General features: G+C 62.7%; 13 protein-coding genes. 7 read left to right on the top strand and 6 right to left on the bottom strand.

Annotated features, from left to right (window positions below; all coding sequences use genetic code 11):
• The first annotated feature begins 55 nt into the window (after positions 1-55).
• On the top strand, positions 56-373 hold the full coding sequence (locus tag B0G71_RS29895; RefSeq protein ID WP_116146308.1) for a DUF4148 domain-containing protein: 318 nt from the start codon (positions 56-58) through the stop codon (positions 371-373).
• 347 nt (positions 374-720) lie between these two features.
• Here the strand turns inward: B0G71_RS29895 and B0G71_RS29900 are convergent, their stop codons facing one another.
• The 6 genes from B0G71_RS29900 to B0G71_RS29925 all read right to left on the bottom strand — a co-directional run bounded on the left by B0G71_RS29900 (position 721) and on the right by B0G71_RS29925 (position 7508).
• Complete coding sequence (locus B0G71_RS29900; protein ID WP_012425929.1) at positions 721-969, bottom strand: hypothetical protein; 249 nt, start codon at positions 967-969, stop codon at positions 721-723.
• A 118-nt stretch (positions 970-1087) separates the two neighbouring features.
• Positions 1088-2134 carry a phytoene/squalene synthase family protein gene (locus B0G71_RS29905; protein ID WP_116146309.1) on the bottom strand — a complete coding sequence of 349 codons (1047 nt, stop codon included), beginning with the start codon at positions 2132-2134 and terminating at the stop codon, positions 1088-1090.
• A gap of 146 nt (positions 2135-2280) precedes the next feature.
• Positions 2281-3165 (bottom strand): amidohydrolase family protein, encoded by an 885-nt coding sequence (locus B0G71_RS29910; RefSeq protein ID WP_116146311.1) that lies wholly within the window; start codon positions 3163-3165, stop codon positions 2281-2283.
• A gap of 44 nt (positions 3166-3209) precedes the next feature.
• Positions 3210-5111, bottom strand: a complete 1902-nt coding sequence (locus B0G71_RS29915) for a feruloyl-CoA synthase (RefSeq protein WP_116146312.1) — start codon at positions 5109-5111, stop codon at positions 3210-3212.
• A gap of 36 nt (positions 5112-5147) precedes the next feature.
• Positions 5148-6599 carry an aldehyde dehydrogenase gene (locus B0G71_RS29920; RefSeq protein ID WP_116146314.1) on the bottom strand — a complete coding sequence of 484 codons (1452 nt, stop codon included), beginning with the start codon at positions 6597-6599 and terminating at the stop codon, positions 5148-5150.
• A gap of 81 nt (positions 6600-6680) precedes the next feature.
• Positions 6681-7508 (bottom strand): p-hydroxycinnamoyl CoA hydratase/lyase, encoded by an 828-nt coding sequence (locus B0G71_RS29925; RefSeq protein ID WP_106278740.1) that lies wholly within the window; start codon positions 7506-7508, stop codon positions 6681-6683.
• 137 nt (positions 7509-7645) lie between these two features.
• Between B0G71_RS29925 and B0G71_RS29930 the strand changes: the two genes are divergently transcribed.
• The 6 genes from B0G71_RS29930 (at position 7646) to B0G71_RS29955 (ending at position 14876) form a co-directional block, all read left to right on the top strand.
• Entirely contained in the window at positions 7646-8146 is a 501-nt protein-coding gene (locus B0G71_RS29930) for a MarR family winged helix-turn-helix transcriptional regulator (RefSeq protein ID WP_116122962.1), read from the top strand.
• A gap of 349 nt (positions 8147-8495) precedes the next feature.
• Positions 8496-9725, top strand: coding sequence for a 3-(3-hydroxy-phenyl)propionate transporter MhpT (mhpT, locus tag B0G71_RS29935; protein WP_116146315.1), 1230 nt, complete (start codon positions 8496-8498; stop codon positions 9723-9725).
• A gap of 60 nt (positions 9726-9785) precedes the next feature.
• A complete protein-coding gene (locus B0G71_RS29940) occupies positions 9786-10925 on the top strand; it encodes a porin (RefSeq protein ID WP_116146317.1) in 1140 nt (379 codons plus the stop codon).
• Between the two features lie 10 nt (positions 10926-10935).
• Positions 10936-12669, top strand: a complete 1734-nt coding sequence (locus B0G71_RS29945; RefSeq protein ID WP_116146318.1) for a tannase/feruloyl esterase family alpha/beta hydrolase — start codon at positions 10936-10938, stop codon at positions 12667-12669.
• Positions 12670-13043: 374 nt separating this feature from the next.
• A complete protein-coding gene (locus B0G71_RS29950; RefSeq protein ID WP_116146320.1) occupies positions 13044-14519 on the top strand; it encodes an ATPase domain-containing protein in 1476 nt (491 codons plus the stop codon).
• 6 nt (positions 14520-14525) lie between these two features.
• Positions 14526-14876, top strand: coding sequence for a response regulator (locus B0G71_RS29955; RefSeq protein WP_116146321.1), 351 nt, complete (start codon positions 14526-14528; stop codon positions 14874-14876).
• Positions 14877-14987 lie beyond the last annotated feature (111 nt).

Consider the following 14987-nt stretch of genomic DNA (forward strand, 5'->3'; position numbering starts at 1 on the left):
AATACGAACAACACCGTTCGTAGCAAGATAAAAACCGAATTGGAGGTAGTTCATCATGAAATCACTCATTCAAGCTGTTGTTATCGCTGCCGTGCTAGCCGCTCCGGTTGCTTCGTTTGCGCAGTCCAATCAGCCCGTGACCCGCGCCCAAGTGCGCGCCGAACTGGTTCAACTCGAAAAAGCAGGCTATCAACCCGGCGCCGCCGATCCGTACTATCCGGCCGACATTCAGGCCGCCCAAGCTCGCGTCGCTCGTGAAAACGGCACGGCACAGGCAGCGGAAAGTGGCTACGGTGGTACGGTGAGCGGCGCTTCTCAAGCAGGCCGCCCGGTTCCCGCAAATGGTCCGCAGTCGGTTTATTTCGGTCACTAAGCAGTAGCTGCGCGGTAATCAGGCAGTAACCCGACCGTAACCAGCTATCCGGCGAGTTGAACGGCACAGGCACGAAGCCTTCTTGTGCGACGATCAACCGCCTGGCGCACCAGTAACCGGTGCGCGATGATTCAAAAACAAACTGGCCCGCGACCGGTATCTCCGATCGCGGGCCAGTTGTCTATTGGTTACCTCCGTCATCGGCCTCCCGATGGCTTCGCCTGGACCCTTTACGGTCCGGGCGCTTTTTATTGGCGCTGCCGTTCCGCCGCGCCTTTGTCAGTATCGAAACGAAGCCCGCATTGGCGGACAAAGGCCGGTTTCAGATAATGGGCACGCGACTCGCGTCAGTCCCGTGCGATGAGATCGCCCACTTGACCGCGCCCGGTGACGAGACAGCTCGAGAGAAAATTCTCGCCCTGGCTGCTGGCCCCGATGTCTCCAAAGCCTTTTTTCAGCGCGTTCGATTTGACCATTTCCGCGCCCTGGTGACACGTTATTGTCCCCATCTCGCCCGCTTGCGCGCGCATCAGCGCTCTATCCGCCATCAGATAGCCGAGCAGCAGCACTACGGCAATATTGAACGCTTGTCTCATGGTTCGCCTCCTCTTTAGAAGAGACTAACGCGAACCATGCATACACGGTCCTAGGGGTTTCCCGATTGATGGCTATTCCATGATGCAGATTAAATCAGCTCTGCTTGTCTCGTCACCTTCAGAGCCGGGCTTCGATTTGCCTGATTCGCTGTTCAATAGCGTTGCGCACCAGTCCATTCGAAGGCACCAGCAACAGTGACGACGCGATGATCTGATACACCTTGTTCCGCCGCACTTTGGACACTCTCCGCGGATCGAGCCAGGCATCGTTCTCCGCGAGCAGAAGCAGTGTCTCAAGGCCGATCAGGATCGGCCACAAACAGGCGAGCCGCAAACGCACGGAAAATGCGGGAATCGCCAGTGTGTAATCGAGGGCTTCGCGGAAATGATCGAGTGTCTTGCGCAAAAGCTCCACCATCAACGGCCGGGCACGCACCGAATTGGCCGGCACCAGCAAATCCTGCGCGCTTAGACCATATCGGTTGAGCAAGGTCTGCGGCAGATAACAGCGGCCGATCCGTAAATCCTTGCCGCAGTCGCGCAGCACATTGGTCATCTGCAGCGCCTTGCCGAAGCGCACGCCGCGCCGTGCCATCGTCTCGGGCCGCTCCTTCAGCGTGCCGGGCATGTGCGCGTAGGTCATCGTGGTCCAGAATTCGCCGACACAACCCGCCACCAGATACGTGTAGCGGTCCAGTTCATCGTATTCACGCAGCGCCGCGATCTGACCGGAACGTTCGTCGGGGAAAGTGCGAAGATCGAACTCCATGCCTTCGGTCAGCGTCGAGACAATCTCGCGCACGGCCTTGCGATCCGATTCGCTCAGTTGCGACAACACAGCGAGCGCGGGTCCGAGCGATTCGAGCAGCACTTTCTCGTCCGACTGGTCCTGCTGTCCCGCCACTTCCGCGGCCATGCGTTGGAATAGCGCGCCGTCGTCCGTTGCGCCGTTCACCTGAGCACGCAGCGACAACAGCAAGGTGAGGCGTTGTTCCGGCGAGATCAGCGAGGTGTCCGCAATCGTGTCGGCCGCGCGCGCCAGCAGATAAGCGAGTCCGATCGGATCGCGCATCCCGACGGGCAGCACGCGCAGGGTGAGATAGAAGGAGCGTGAAACGCCTTTCAGGAGCGGGCCGAGAAGGAAGGCCCGGGTCGGATTCGGCATGGATGGGATCGGGTCGGAGTTGTGCAGGAAGCAGGCAAAAAAACGGTCAAAAAACGGGCGCTGCCGAATTGTATACGGCGAAGCGCCTCTGCCGTGCGCGGTAGACCTGTCCTGCCCCATCAGCCCTCTTATTGTTTCCTCGCCACTCAGGCGTCTTGCTGAAGTCCCAGCACGCCGATCGCGTTCTGCTTGAGAATCAACGGCTGCACCTCTTCCCTGAACCCGACCTGCTTGAAATCCTCCAGCCAGCGGTCCGGTTGAATCAGCGGAAAATCCGAACCGAAAAGCATCTTGCGCTTCAGCACCGTATTGGCGTGGCGGATCAACTCGGGCGAGAAATACTTCGGCGACCAGCCGGACAAGTCGATATAGACATTGGGCTTATGCAAGGCGATCGATAACGCCTGCTCCTGCCACGGCCACGACGGATGCGCGATCACGATGTTCATGTCGGGGAAATCCGCCGCGACGTCGTCGAGATAAATCGGCTCCGAATACTTCAGACGCAGCCCGCCGCCGCCTCGCATGCCCGACCCCATGCCGGAATGGCCGCTGTGAAAAACCGCCGTGAGCCGATGTTCGGCGATCAGCTCGTACAGCGGATAAGCCAGCCGGTCGTTGGCAAAAAAAGCCTGCATCGTGGGATGAAACTTGAAACCACGCACGCCGTGTTCCTCGATCAGCTTGCGCGCTTCGCGCACACCCATCTTGCCCTTGTGCGGATCGATGCTGGCAAAGGCGATCATGATGTCGCTGTTTTTCTGCGCGAATTCGGCGATCTCCTCATTCGGTATGCGACGCCGCCCGAGGTTCGCTTCGCAGTCCACGGTGAACATCACGAAGCCGATCTTGCGCTCCCGATAGTGTTCGATGGTTTCGGGAATCGTCGGCCGCCGCCCGAGTTTCAGCACGGTGCCGAAGTACTTGTCGGCGGCATCGTCGAATTCCTTGCCGAACAGATCCGGCGGCTGGCAGCACGAAACCTCCGCGTGCACGTGCGTGTCGATTGCGACGAGTTGATCGAGATTCATCCACCTTTCCCTGTGTGATTCCGAGGCGAGCACGTCACGTTGCGTCACGTCGTGCCGCATGCGCTCGCGACAATCACCGCGGGATCGCGCGGCCCCGCGTCATACATCGCCTCGACGAGCGCCGCACGGTGCGTCAACACCGCGCGCTGGTTGATCGAGCCTTTGTCGGTGATCTCGCCGAGATCGAGCGACGGCGCGACATCCATGAGCCGCAGGCGCGCGATGGTCGTCGCGCCGCCCGTGGCGCCGCGATTGAGCGCGTCAAGCAACGCGGCGAAGTGCGCGCGCACGGCGGGTGCTTCGACCACCTCTTGCGCGCTCGCCGAAGCGGGCAAGCGAGCCAGCCGCTTGCAATCGTCGACGCGCGGAAAGACCAGCAGGCCCACATCGTCGCGATTCATGCCGGCGACCACCACGTCCTGCACGTAAGGCGCGCCTTCGGAGATCACGCGTGCCCGCATCGGACCCACGCTCACGAAGGTGCCCGAACTCAGCTTGAAGTCTTCCGCGATACGCCCGTCGAACAGCAGTCCGAGTTCGGGTCGCGTCACGTCGACAAAGCGCAAGGCGTCGCCGCTGCGGAAATAGCCTTCTTCGTCGAACGCGTTTTCCAACTCCGCCGCGTCGGCGCGCCAATATCCGGCCATGACGTGCGGCCCGCGATAACGCGCCTCGAGCTTGTCGCCCACCGGCGCGAGTTTGACTTCGCAGCCGTGCGCCGGCAGTCCCACGTAACCCGCGCGCATGATCGGACCCGTGGTGAACAGACACGAAGGCGAGGTTTCCGTCATGCCGAGTCCGGCCATGATGCGTATGCGCTCGCCGCAATATGTTTCAGTGACGCGTTCGAGCCTGTCCCACGCTGCTTGCGACAGGCCGGCACCTGAGAAGAAATAGACCTTCACGCGTGAGAAGAATGTCTCGCGCAATTGCTCGTCGCGTTCCAATGCGATCGCCAGTTCCTCCCAACCCTTCGGCACGTTGAAGTAGATGGTCGGCGCGATTTCACGCAGATTGCGCAGTGTTTCCTCGAATTTTCCGTTGACCGGTTTGCCGTCGTCAATATAGAGGGTGCCGCCGTTGTAGAGCGCGATACCTGCGTTATGGCTGCCGCCGAACGTATGGTTCCAGGGCAGCCAGTCGACCAGCACCGGCGGCTCCTTCGCGAACTCGGGAAACGTTTCGAGCAGCATCTGCTGATTGCTGCACAGCATGCGGTGCGTGGTCGGCACCGCCTTCGGCAGCTTGGTCGAACCGGAGGTGAACAGAAATTTGGCGATGGCGTCCGGGCTCACCGCGGCGTGAACGGAGTCGACCGTGGTGGGCGTTGTGTTCAGCAGGTCGTCGAACGAGGTCACGTTGCGTGCCGCCGGCTGTTCTCGCGGCAATTTCGCGGCCATCACTTCGACATCGGAAGACACGGTTGCGTCGATTGCCTTGGCGAACGTATCGTAGGCGCTTACAAACACGAGACCAGGTGTCAGCAAATCGATCGTATGGCGCAGCTTGCCGAAGTCGCCGGAAGCCAGCGCATAGGCGGGCGAAATCGCGGCGTAGGGAATGCCCGCCCACATCGCACCGAGCGCGAGTTGCAGATGTTCGAGATCGTTGCCCGACAGAATCACGACGGGCCGCTCAGCGGACAGATCGCGTGCGAGCAGCGCCTGGCCGATTGCGCGCGCGCTTTGCAAAGCCTTCGCGTAGCTCAGGCCGATCCATTGACCATCGCTGCCGCGACGCGCCGCCAGCCATCGTTCAGGATGCGCCTGCGCGCCGCTCACGAGCCGTTCGGTCATACGTTGCGGATGCGCGCCGAGCGGTTCGGCCGCACGCAAATACCACGTGTCGCCCTGCCGCTGCGTGTGCAACGACGAAGCGCCGATCGTCGTCGCCCGGTAGCGCTTCGGCGCATCGGGGGTGTTCGGTTGTATCGGCTCGGAATGCAAAGCCTGTCTCCTCTGTGAAAAGCCCGATCGCAACGATCAGACCGGATAGTGCCGAGGTCCGGTTTGAATCGTGATCCAACGCAGATCCGTGAACTCTGCAATCGACGCCTTGCTGCCGAATCGCCCGTAACCGCTTTTCTTCACACCGCCGAACGGCATCTGCGCTTCATCGTGCACCGTCGGACCGTTGATATGGCAGATGCCAGATTCGATACGCTTCGCCACGTTCAACGCGCGCGACACATCGCGACTGAATACCGCTGCCGAGAGTCCATATTCGCTGTCGTTGGCGATTCGAATCGCTTCCTCGTCGCCGTCCACGCGCTGCACCGTCACTACCGGCCCGAACGATTCTTCCGCATACAGTTTCATGGCAGGCGTGATGCCATCTACGATCACCGGCTGCATCGCGGCGCCTTCCACAGTGCAGCCAACTGGCAACTTGGCGCCCTTCTCGTGCGCATCCTCGATCAACGTCTTGATGCGTTGCGCGGCGGCTGCGCTCTCGATCAAGCCGAGCACGGAATCCGCAGCGGCCGGATCGCCCGCTTTCAATGTCAGCGCTTTCGCCGCGAGTTTCTCCACCAACGCATCCGCAATCTTCCCGTCGACGATCACGCGCTCGGTCGACATGCAAATCTGCCCCTGGTTGAAAAACGCGCCGAACGCGATGCCGGCCACTGCCGCGTCCAGATCGGCGTCGTCGAGCACGACCACCGGCGCCTTGCCGCCGAGTTCGAGCAACGCAGGCTTCAGATGCGACGCCGCATGTTGCGCGACAATGCGCCCCACTCGCGTCGAACCCGTGAAATTCACGCGGCGTACCGCCGGATGCGCGATCAGCCGCTCGACGATCGCCGGCGCATCTTCAGCGGAATGCGTGATCACGTTGACGACGCCGTCGCCGAGACCGGCTTCCTGCAGCACGCTGCCGATCAGTCGATGCACGCCGGGACAGCCTTCGGATGCCTTGAGCACGACCGTGTTGCCGCACGCGAGCGGCATGGCAATGGCGCGCGTGCCCAGAATCACCGGCGCGTTCCACGGCGCCATGCCCAGCACCACGCCGCATGGCTGGCGCACCGCCATCGCGAGATTCCCAGGTACGTCGGAGGGAATCACGTCGCCGTCGATCTGCGTGGTCATGGCCGCGGCTTCGCGCAGCATGTTGGCGGCGAGCATGACGTTGAAGCCGTACCAGTTCGGCATCGCGCCGGTTTCGGCGACACCGGTTTCGATGAACTGCGCGGTGCGGGCATCCATCAGATCGGCCGCTGCCAGCAAACGCTTGCGGCGCTCGGTCGGCGCCAGCGCCGACCAGGCCGGAAAGGCCCGCGACGCCGCTTCGACCGCGGCGTCGGCATCGGCCAGCGTGGCCGCCGCCGCGCGCGACGCAGCCTGGCCGCTCGCGGGATTGATCCGCTCGAAGGTCTTGCCGTCCGCTGCGCCACGGCTTTCGCCGTCAATCAACAAAGTCACTTCATGCATGTCTGTCGTCTCCTCGCTGTCTGTCTTGCTGCATCTCTCGCCGTAGTCTGCGTGAATTGAAATCCACGCCGATGCGACCGATCAGCGCTTGTACGTTTGCAGACCCGGCTTGATCGCCTTGTCGTCGAGGAACTGCTTGAGGCCCTGCTCGCGGCCGCCTTCCGGATCGCGCAGCTGCGCCTGATCGAGCTTGGCGTACAGGTAGTCTTCGTTCTGATCCCACGTCAATTCGCGGCAACGCTTGAATCCATGCTTGGCGGCGCGCAACACCACCGGATTCTTTTCGAGCAGTTTGCCGGCGAGCGCACGCGTCACCTCGCGCAACTCGGCACGCGGCACGCTCTTGTTGACGAGGCCCATCTGCGCCGCTTCCTGACCGGTGAAGGTCTCGCCCGTCATGATGTAATACAGCGCCTGACGATGCCCGACGGTATCGGCCATTGCTTTGCTCACCAGATTGCCCGGCGGAATGCCCCAGTTGATTTCGGAGAGACCGAACGTGGCTTCGTCGGCGGCGATCGCCAGGTCGCATGCCACCAGCGGCGAGAAGCCGCCGCCGAAGCACCAGCCGTTGACCATCGCAATGGTCGGCTTCGCGTACATGCGCAGCAGTTGCCATTGCCAGCGGCACGCGTCGCGGCGAATCTTTTCCTGCAGGATCTCGGGGCCGGCGTCGACTTCGCGGAAGTATTCCTTCAGGTCCATGCCGGCTGTCCATGCGTCGCCTTCGCCCGTGAGCACCAGAACCTGCGCTTCGGCGTCGAGTTCAACGGCTTCGAGCACCTCGATCATTTCCTTGTTCAGCGTCGGGCTCATGGCGTTGCGCTTCTCGGGCCGATTGAACGAAACCCATGCGATTCCTTCCGCGACATCCACCTTGACGGTTTTCCAACGGCCTTCATAACTCATCTGTTTTCTCCGTGAACGTTGGCCGCGACCGCGGCCTGATGAACGCATTTAATATCAGGCTGCCTGATATGTAAAGTGGAAATTCGTAAGCTCGGTGCAAACCCCTAGCAGCGAAATTCGGGTCGAGGCACGCTAAGATGCCGGATAGACCGAACCTCCTGCCCACGATGAGCAAAAATCAAAATACGCCTGCCGAGCCTGCCGCCACACGCACTCGCCGTTCCAGCCTGCGCCTGACCTATGTGATCGGCAGTCTCGACCGCATCCTGCGACGCCGCATGACGGAAGCGCTCGCGCCGCTCGGCCTGACGCTCGCGCAATTCACCGCGCTTTCCGTGCTCGAAGCCAAAGGGCAGGCGTCCAATGCGCAGGTCGCCGAGCGTTCGTTCATCACGCCGCAATCGGCCAATGAAGTGATGAACGCGATGGCCGCCCGCAACTGGGTGAGCCGCGAACCGGATCCGACGCACGGCCGCATCGTGCTGCTGCAACTCACGGACGAAGGGCGCGCCGTATTGCGCGAATGCGAGCAGGCCGTGAAAACCATCGAAAAGCAGATGATGGAAGGCATCGAACTCGACGCCGCCGGCGCGGTTCAAACTCACCTCGAAACTTTCGTTCGTAATCTGCGCGGCTAGATCCGCGCACGCCACGCCGCCGAGTCGCTAGGTGTTTTCACCGAACGATTTGCGCTTGTGTTATCAGCCTACCTGATATTAAATCCAGTCCACGATGCAGCGTGTGGAGACGCGCCGCCTCGCCTCGAAGCAAATGCACCGTCGTCTGGCCATCGAAACGATGCGCCGCGCGCGGCGGGGTTCGCTGCGCTGCTGCCGGGCATTCCATCGCGGCCTCGCCGATGATCTGACGCCCGCTTGCCGAACCTGTCTGTCGCGCAGGACAGCGACTCGGCATCTGCTGTCTTTCAGCGAAACCGGGAAACCACGCCATTTAATAAGGATCACTAACGTGAAAAGAGCCGGAATATTGAATTCGACCGAAGCCACCGCGGTCCCGGCGACGCCGAGCCGGACAGGCGCCTTCGTCACCCTTGGATTGTGCTTTGCCATCGCCCTGCTCGAAGGACTCGACCTGCAGTCGGTCGGCGTCGCCGCGCCGCGCATGGCACGCGAGTTCGGCCTTTCTGTCGCGCAAATGGGACTGGCGTTCAGCGCCGGCACCTTCGGTTTGCTGCCCGGTGCGATGTTCGGCGGACGGCTCGCCGATCGCATCGGCCGTAAGCGCGTGCTGGTGATATCCGCTTGCCTGTTCGGCCTGCTGTCGATCATGACCGCGCTGGTGAGCGACTTTCACACGCTCGTGATCGTGCGAGTGCTGACAGGTATCGGACTCGGCGGTGCGTTGCCGAATCTGATCGCGTTGTCGTCGGAAGCGGTCGAACCGCGCTCGCGTAGCACAGCCGTGAGCGTGATGTATTGCGGCATTCCGTTCGGCGGCGTGATCGCGTCGGTGATCGGCGTGTTGAGTGCGGGCGACACCGAGTGGCGTCACATTTTCTATGTCGGCGGTGCGGGGCCGCTCGTGCTGGTGCCGCTGCTGCTCGCATTCCTCGCGGATTCGAAGGCGTTCACCAGGGCATCGCGCGACGGACAAGCCAAGCCCGCACCGGTCAGCGAAATCCTGTTCGGCGGCACGCGCGGGCTCTCCACCGTGCAGATCTGGGTCAGCTACTTCTGCACGCTGATCGTCCTCTACTTTCTGCTCAACTGGCTGCCCTCGTTGATGGCCGCGAGCGGTCTGACGCGCGCGCAAGTCGGCTACGTGCAGATCTTTTTCAACATCGGCGGCGGGATCGGCGCGCTGTGCATCGGCATGTTGATGGATCGCATGCGCTCGGGCGTGGTAGTGGCCGGCATGTATGTCGGGATCATCGCTTCGCTCGCGACGCTTTCGACGGCGCACGGCTTCGGCGCGCTCGCGGCCTCTGCATTCTTCGCCGGGATGTTCGTGATCGGCGGCCAATCGGTGCTGTATGCGCTTTCCGCCGCGTTCTATCCGACGGCCATGCGCGGCACCGGCGTGGGCGCGGCGGTGGCGGTGGGCCGCATCGGCTCGGTAGTCGGGCCGCTCGCGGCGGGCCAATTGCTGGCGATGGGCCGCAGTTCGTCGACCGTGATCGGCGCGAGCATCCCCGTCACGTTGATCGCGGCAGCCGCCGCGCTGCTCCTGTTGCGCCGCCCACGCGCCGACGACTGACCGTCGGCACAAGAAGACCCAACAACAACACATTCATTCAACGGTTCGGAGACACCCTTCATGCAAGCATCCGCACGTCTATTACTCTGCGGCGCACTGTGCACCGTCAGCGGCGCCGCAGCGGCCCAATCGAGCGTGACGCTCTACGGCATTATCGATACCGGCATCGAATACGTTTCGCACGCGAACGCCGCGGGCAAGAGCGTGTTCCGCATGCCGTCGGTCACGGGCGAATTGCCTTCGCGCTGGGGCCTGCGCGGCAACGAGGACCTGGGCGGCGGCTATAGCGCGGTCTTCACGCTGGAAAGCGGCTTCAACGTGCGCGCCGGCGATCTCGGTCAGGGCGGACGGCTGTTCGGACGTCAGGCGTTCGTCGGCATCAAGAGTCCGTACGGCACGGTCTCGTTCGGCCGTCAGTACACGATGACGTACCTCGCGCTGATGGGCGCGGACCTGATCGGCCCTGACATCTACGGCCTGGGTTCGCTCGACGCCTACGTGCCGAATGCCCGCGCCGACAACTCGGTGGTGTACCTCGGCAGCTATGCGGGCGTGACGTTCGGTGCGAACTACTCGTTCGGCCGCGACTCGGCCGGCACCGGCAACTCGCCGGGCCAGGGCACGTGTACGGGGTCGGTCGCCGGACAGGCGACTCAATGCCGCGAATGGTCCGTGATGCTGAAGTACGACGCGCCGCTGTTCGGCGTCGCGGCGTCGTATGAAGAGCAGCGTGGCGGCAGCACCGCGGCGGCGAACTTCTTCGACGGCATCGCGCCGACTCCGCTCACCAGCGCCGCCGACAAGGACATCCGCACGCATGTGAGCGCCTACGCGAACCTCGGCAAAGGAAAGCTCGGCGTGGGATGGCTCAACCGCCGCGTCGAACCGGGGGCGGAAACGATTGCCAGCGTGCGCTCGAATCTGTTCTTCGTCGCCGCGTCGTACAACGTGACGCCCGCTTTCATCGTCGACGGCGAGGTTTATCACATCACCAATAGCGAGCACGACACGCGCGCCACGATGGGCACGCTGCGCACCACCTATCTGCTTTCGAAGCGCACCGCTGTGTATGCCCAAGGCTCGTATCTCGCCAACAGCGCGAAGGCGCGCTACTCCGTCAGCGCCGGCGGCGGCGGCACGACGCCCTCAGCAGGCAACGGCCAGACAGGTGTGATGGTTGGCGTTCGTCATTCGTTCTAGGAGACAGAGCATGAAGTGCACCTCGATCGCGCTTGCGGCCGCCGCAGCGCTCACACTCGCCGCGTGCGGCGGCAACGATCTGGGCAGCGCCGCCAACAGCAGCGCCAACAGCTCCGTGTTGCCGCAACTGAGCGCGGCCACGCCAAGTACGCTTGCGGGCAATTGCGCCGCACTCGCCGCGAAGCTCAGCTTCGCCAATACTGTCTTCACCACCGTGTCGGATGTCGCGGCAGGCACGCTCAAAGTAGCCGGCAAGCCGATCGCCGAACATTGCCTGATTCAAGGCCGCATGAACCAGCGGGTCAGCAGCGTCGACGGCAAGACCTATGCGATCGGCTTCGAGATGCGCCTGCCGATTGCGTGGAATGGGCGGTTCTTCTATCAGGCCAACGGCGGTCTCGACGGCAATGTGGTCACGGCCACCGGCGAGATCGGCGGCGGCGGTCCCACCAGCGACGCGCTCAACATGGGCTTCGCAGTCATCAGCTCCGATGCGGGGCATAGCTCGGCGCAAAATCCGCTGTTCGGTCTGGACCCGCAGGCGCGGATCGACTACGGCTACAACGCAGTCGCCACGCTCACGCCGATGGCCAAGCAGGTCATCAAGCTCGCTTACGGCAAGGCGCCGGATCGCAGCTATTTCGACGGCTGTTCTAACGGCGGACGTCATGCAATGGTCGCGGCGGCACGCTCGTCGGCGGAATATGACGGCATCATTGCGGGCGATCCGGGCTTTCATTTGCCGAAGGCGGCCGTCGGGGAAATGTGGAGCGCGCAGCAGCTCGCGAAAGTGGCAACAGCGACGACCTCGAACGGCCTGCCCGATATCACGACCGGCTTCACCGCCGCGGAACGTCAAACGGTGGCGTCGAAAATACTGTCAAAGTGCGATGCGCTCGACGGCGTCAGCGACGGCCTCATTCAGGATATCAAGGCATGCCAGGCAAACTTCAGCCTTGCTACCGATGTCCCCACCTGCACGAACAACGTCCGCGACGGCACGTGTTTGACGAGCGCGCAGAAGGACGCCGTCGGCAATGTGTTCTCCGGCGCGCGCAACAGTGCGGGCACGGCCCTCTATGCAAGCTTCCCATACGACGCGGGACTCGGCCCTGGCTGGTCCGCATGGAAGCAGGGCAACTCGATCACACTCGACCCGGCCGCGGCGGCCTTCACGTTCACCACGCCGCCGCAAACCGCTTCGGTGTTGAGCCAGTTGTCCGCGTACGCGCTGAACTTCAGCATGGACACCGACGCGCCGAAGATCTTCGCCACCAGCGGCGCGTATAGCGAGTCGGCCTGGTCGTTCATGACGCCGCCCGACGAAACCAATCTGAGCGCATTGAAGCAGCGCGGCGCGAAGCTGATGGTCTATCACGGCACGAGCGACCCGGTGTTTTCATCGAACGACACGACCGACTGGTATCAGCGGCTCACAGCCGCCAATAGCGGCGACGCGTCGAACTTCGCGCGGCTTTACACGATTGCCGGCATGAACCATTGCAGCGGCGGTCCGAGCACCGACCAGTTCGACATGCTCACGCCGCTCGTCGCATGGGTCGAACAGGGCAAGGCGCCGGACAGCGTGGTCGCCACCGCGCGCGACGCAGCCAATGTCGTGCCGAACTCGGACGTGCCCGCCGCCTGGGGCGCGGGACGCACGCGGCCGCTTTGCCCGTATCCGAAAGTGGCGCGCTATCAGGGCGGCGACGTCAACGCCGCGAGTAGTTTCGCTTGCAGCTGAGTTTGTAGCTGAATCAGGAGCGGGCCGTCGGTCCGCTTCACTGTCCCGCCTCGCTGTCCCGCCTCGCGCATGCAATGTGCTTGTGTACTACCGCCTGCGCGAGGCGCGGCCCCGTCTCTCCTCATCCCTGCATCGCGTTGAAAAAATCACCGCGATTCGGCGGTCGGCACTGTTTCTCCTCGCGCGCCTCGCACCTATGCCCGACTTACGGTTCGCCAAGCGCCTCGGCGCCAGTTAGAATCCCCTGCATCTCATGCCGACGCACAGCGTCGCCGCCCGGAGCGGGAACGCGAATTGCTGACAATGGTAGTTTGAGCAATGGACGGTTCCTGTGCGAACCATCGCTTCTCAGCACTTTGAACGACTCTTCGACAATGACTAACCACGAATCTCAGACGTCTCCCCGATCTAACGTGGAAACGGGTGTCCCCGGTCTCGACGAGATCCTGGGCGGAGGTCTGGTCCGCGGCGGCGTGTATCTGCTGGAAGGCATGGCCGGCGCCGGCAAGACCATCCTGTCGAGCCAGATTGGTTTTCATCGTGTAAGTCAGGGCGAAAAGGTGCTGTACATGACCTTGATCGCCGAATCGCACGACAAGTTGCTGGGTCATCTCAAGGGTCTCAGCTTCTTCGACGAAAGCGCGGTCGCCCAGCAGATGCTGTTCGTGTCCGGCTATCACGAACTGATGAACGACGGCCTCGACGGCTTCCTCAAGCTGATTGCCTCGATCATTTACGATTACCGCCCGAGCCTGATGATCATCGACGGGTTTCGGAGCGCGCGCGAGTTTAGCGAGACCGAGCTGTCGCTGTCCAAGTTCATCCACGAACTGAATGCACTGGTCGCGGCCATGGATTGCACGACCTTGCTGCTCGCGCCGCTGTCCGGGAACGAACCGCATCCGGAACATACGCTCGTCGACGGCCTGATCGAACTGAACCGCTACAGCGACGGCATGCGCCGCGCGCGCGAAATCGAAGTCCACAAGATGCGCGCGCGCAATCATTTGATGGGCAAGCATTTCTTCCGCATCGCCGAAAGCGGGCTCCTGATGTTCCCCCGCCTGGAAGCGCAGGGCGCCCTGCCGCCGGGTCCGGTGGATCTGAAAACGCGGCTCGGCTTCGGCCTGCCGCATCTCGACGCCCTGCTCGGCGGCGGCTTTGCGCAAGGCTCTACAACTACGCTGATCGGGCCGTCGGGCGTCGGCAAGACCCTCCTCTGTCTGCAGTTTCTCGCGGCCGGCATCGCGCGCGGCGAGCGTTGCGTGTACCTCGGGTTCTACGAAGGACCGCAGCGGCTGGTCGGCAAAGCTGAGGCCGTGTCGATCGGACTCGCGGACGCGTATGCGGACGGCCGCCTCCTGATTCAATGGCAGCCGGCCGTCGAACTCGCCGTCGACGAACTCGCCGCCACCGCGCTCGCAACGGTCAAGAAAATCGGCGCGTCGCGTATCGTTATCGACGGCGTGGAAGGTTTCCGCGATTCCGCGTTGCGCACCGAGCGCTTCGGCCTGTTCCTGAATGCGCTGCTACACCAGCTTCGCGAAGCCTGCATCACCACGCTGCTCACCGAAGAGTTGCCGCTTTACGCCGATCCCGGCCACGCGAAGAGCGTGCGCGTTTCGGCGCTGACCGAAAACCTCGTGCTGCTGCGTTACGCCGAAACGGAAACGGGTCTGCGCCGCATGATTTCGGTGGTCAAGCAGCGTGAAAGCGCCCACGACACTTCCTTGCGCGAGCTAGTGATTTCGTCTCAAGGTCTCGATGTCAACGAAAACCCGGCGAGTGTGGCCAGCCTGCATGCGCCGGCCGGCCTTTCGGCCACACTCCAGCCGCGACGAAATACCTAGCCGACCATGAAAACCATTCTGGTCGTGGACGACGAGTTCGACATCCTGACAGTCTGGCGGCTGCTGCTGGAGCGGCACGGCTATACCGTGCTGACGGCGTCGAACGGGGCCGCCGCGCTCGAGCAGATACGCAAGACCCGGCCCGACATCGTCGTGTCGGACTGCATGATGCCGGTCATGTCGGGGCTGCAGTTGTGCGCGGAGCTGAATGCCGATTCCGATCTGCGCGCCATTCCAATCATCCTGTGCAGCGCTGCTGCGGATATCCCCGTGCAGCCGAATCCTCGAATTGAATATGCGCGCAAGCCGCTTTCATTCGATGCCTTGCTGGCCATGCTTCAGCGTATGGGCGCGTAAGAGTAGGAGCGGAGTAGGAGCGCCGGAACGCCCGTGCGACAGACCGGCGCAAGCGTCCATCCGCAAACGCTAATTCCTCCCTCTAGGTAAAACCCCGAATTCCTGGCACTT

The sequence above is a fragment of the Paraburkholderia sp. BL27I4N3 genome, from assembly GCF_003386115.1.
In the GTDB taxonomy this organism is placed as follows: domain Bacteria; phylum Pseudomonadota; class Gammaproteobacteria; order Burkholderiales; family Burkholderiaceae; genus Paraburkholderia.

Bases quoted from the DNA above. Each gene is read 5' to 3' on its own strand.
- B0G71_RS29930 (WP_116122962.1), top strand. From the start codon at position 7,646: ATGCCGGATAGACCGAACCTCCTGCCCACGATGAGCAAAAATCAAAAT.
- B0G71_RS29950 (WP_116146320.1), top strand. From the start codon at position 13,044: ATGACTAACCACGAATCTCAGACGTCTCCCCGATCTAACGTGGAAACG.
- B0G71_RS29940 (WP_116146317.1), top strand. From the start codon at position 9,786: ATGCAAGCATCCGCACGTCTATTACTCTGCGGCGCACTGTGCACCGTC.
- B0G71_RS29920 (WP_116146314.1), bottom strand. From the start codon at position 6,599: ATGCATGAAGTGACTTTGTTGATTGACGGCGAAAGCCGTGGCGCAGCG.
- B0G71_RS29895 (WP_116146308.1), top strand. From the start codon at position 56: ATGAAATCACTCATTCAAGCTGTTGTTATCGCTGCCGTGCTAGCCGCT.
- B0G71_RS29945 (WP_116146318.1), top strand. From the start codon at position 10,936: ATGAAGTGCACCTCGATCGCGCTTGCGGCCGCCGCAGCGCTCACACTC.
- B0G71_RS29900 (WP_012425929.1), bottom strand. From the start codon at position 969: ATGAGACAAGCGTTCAATATTGCCGTAGTGCTGCTGCTCGGCTATCTG.
- B0G71_RS29955 (WP_116146321.1), top strand. From the start codon at position 14,526: ATGAAAACCATTCTGGTCGTGGACGACGAGTTCGACATCCTGACAGTC.
- B0G71_RS29925 (WP_106278740.1), bottom strand. From the start codon at position 7,508: ATGAGTTATGAAGGCCGTTGGAAAACCGTCAAGGTGGATGTCGCGGAA.
- B0G71_RS29910 (WP_116146311.1), bottom strand. From the start codon at position 3,165: ATGAATCTCGATCAACTCGTCGCAATCGACACGCACGTGCACGCGGAG.
- B0G71_RS29905 (WP_116146309.1), bottom strand. From the start codon at position 2,134: ATGCCGAATCCGACCCGGGCCTTCCTTCTCGGCCCGCTCCTGAAAGGC.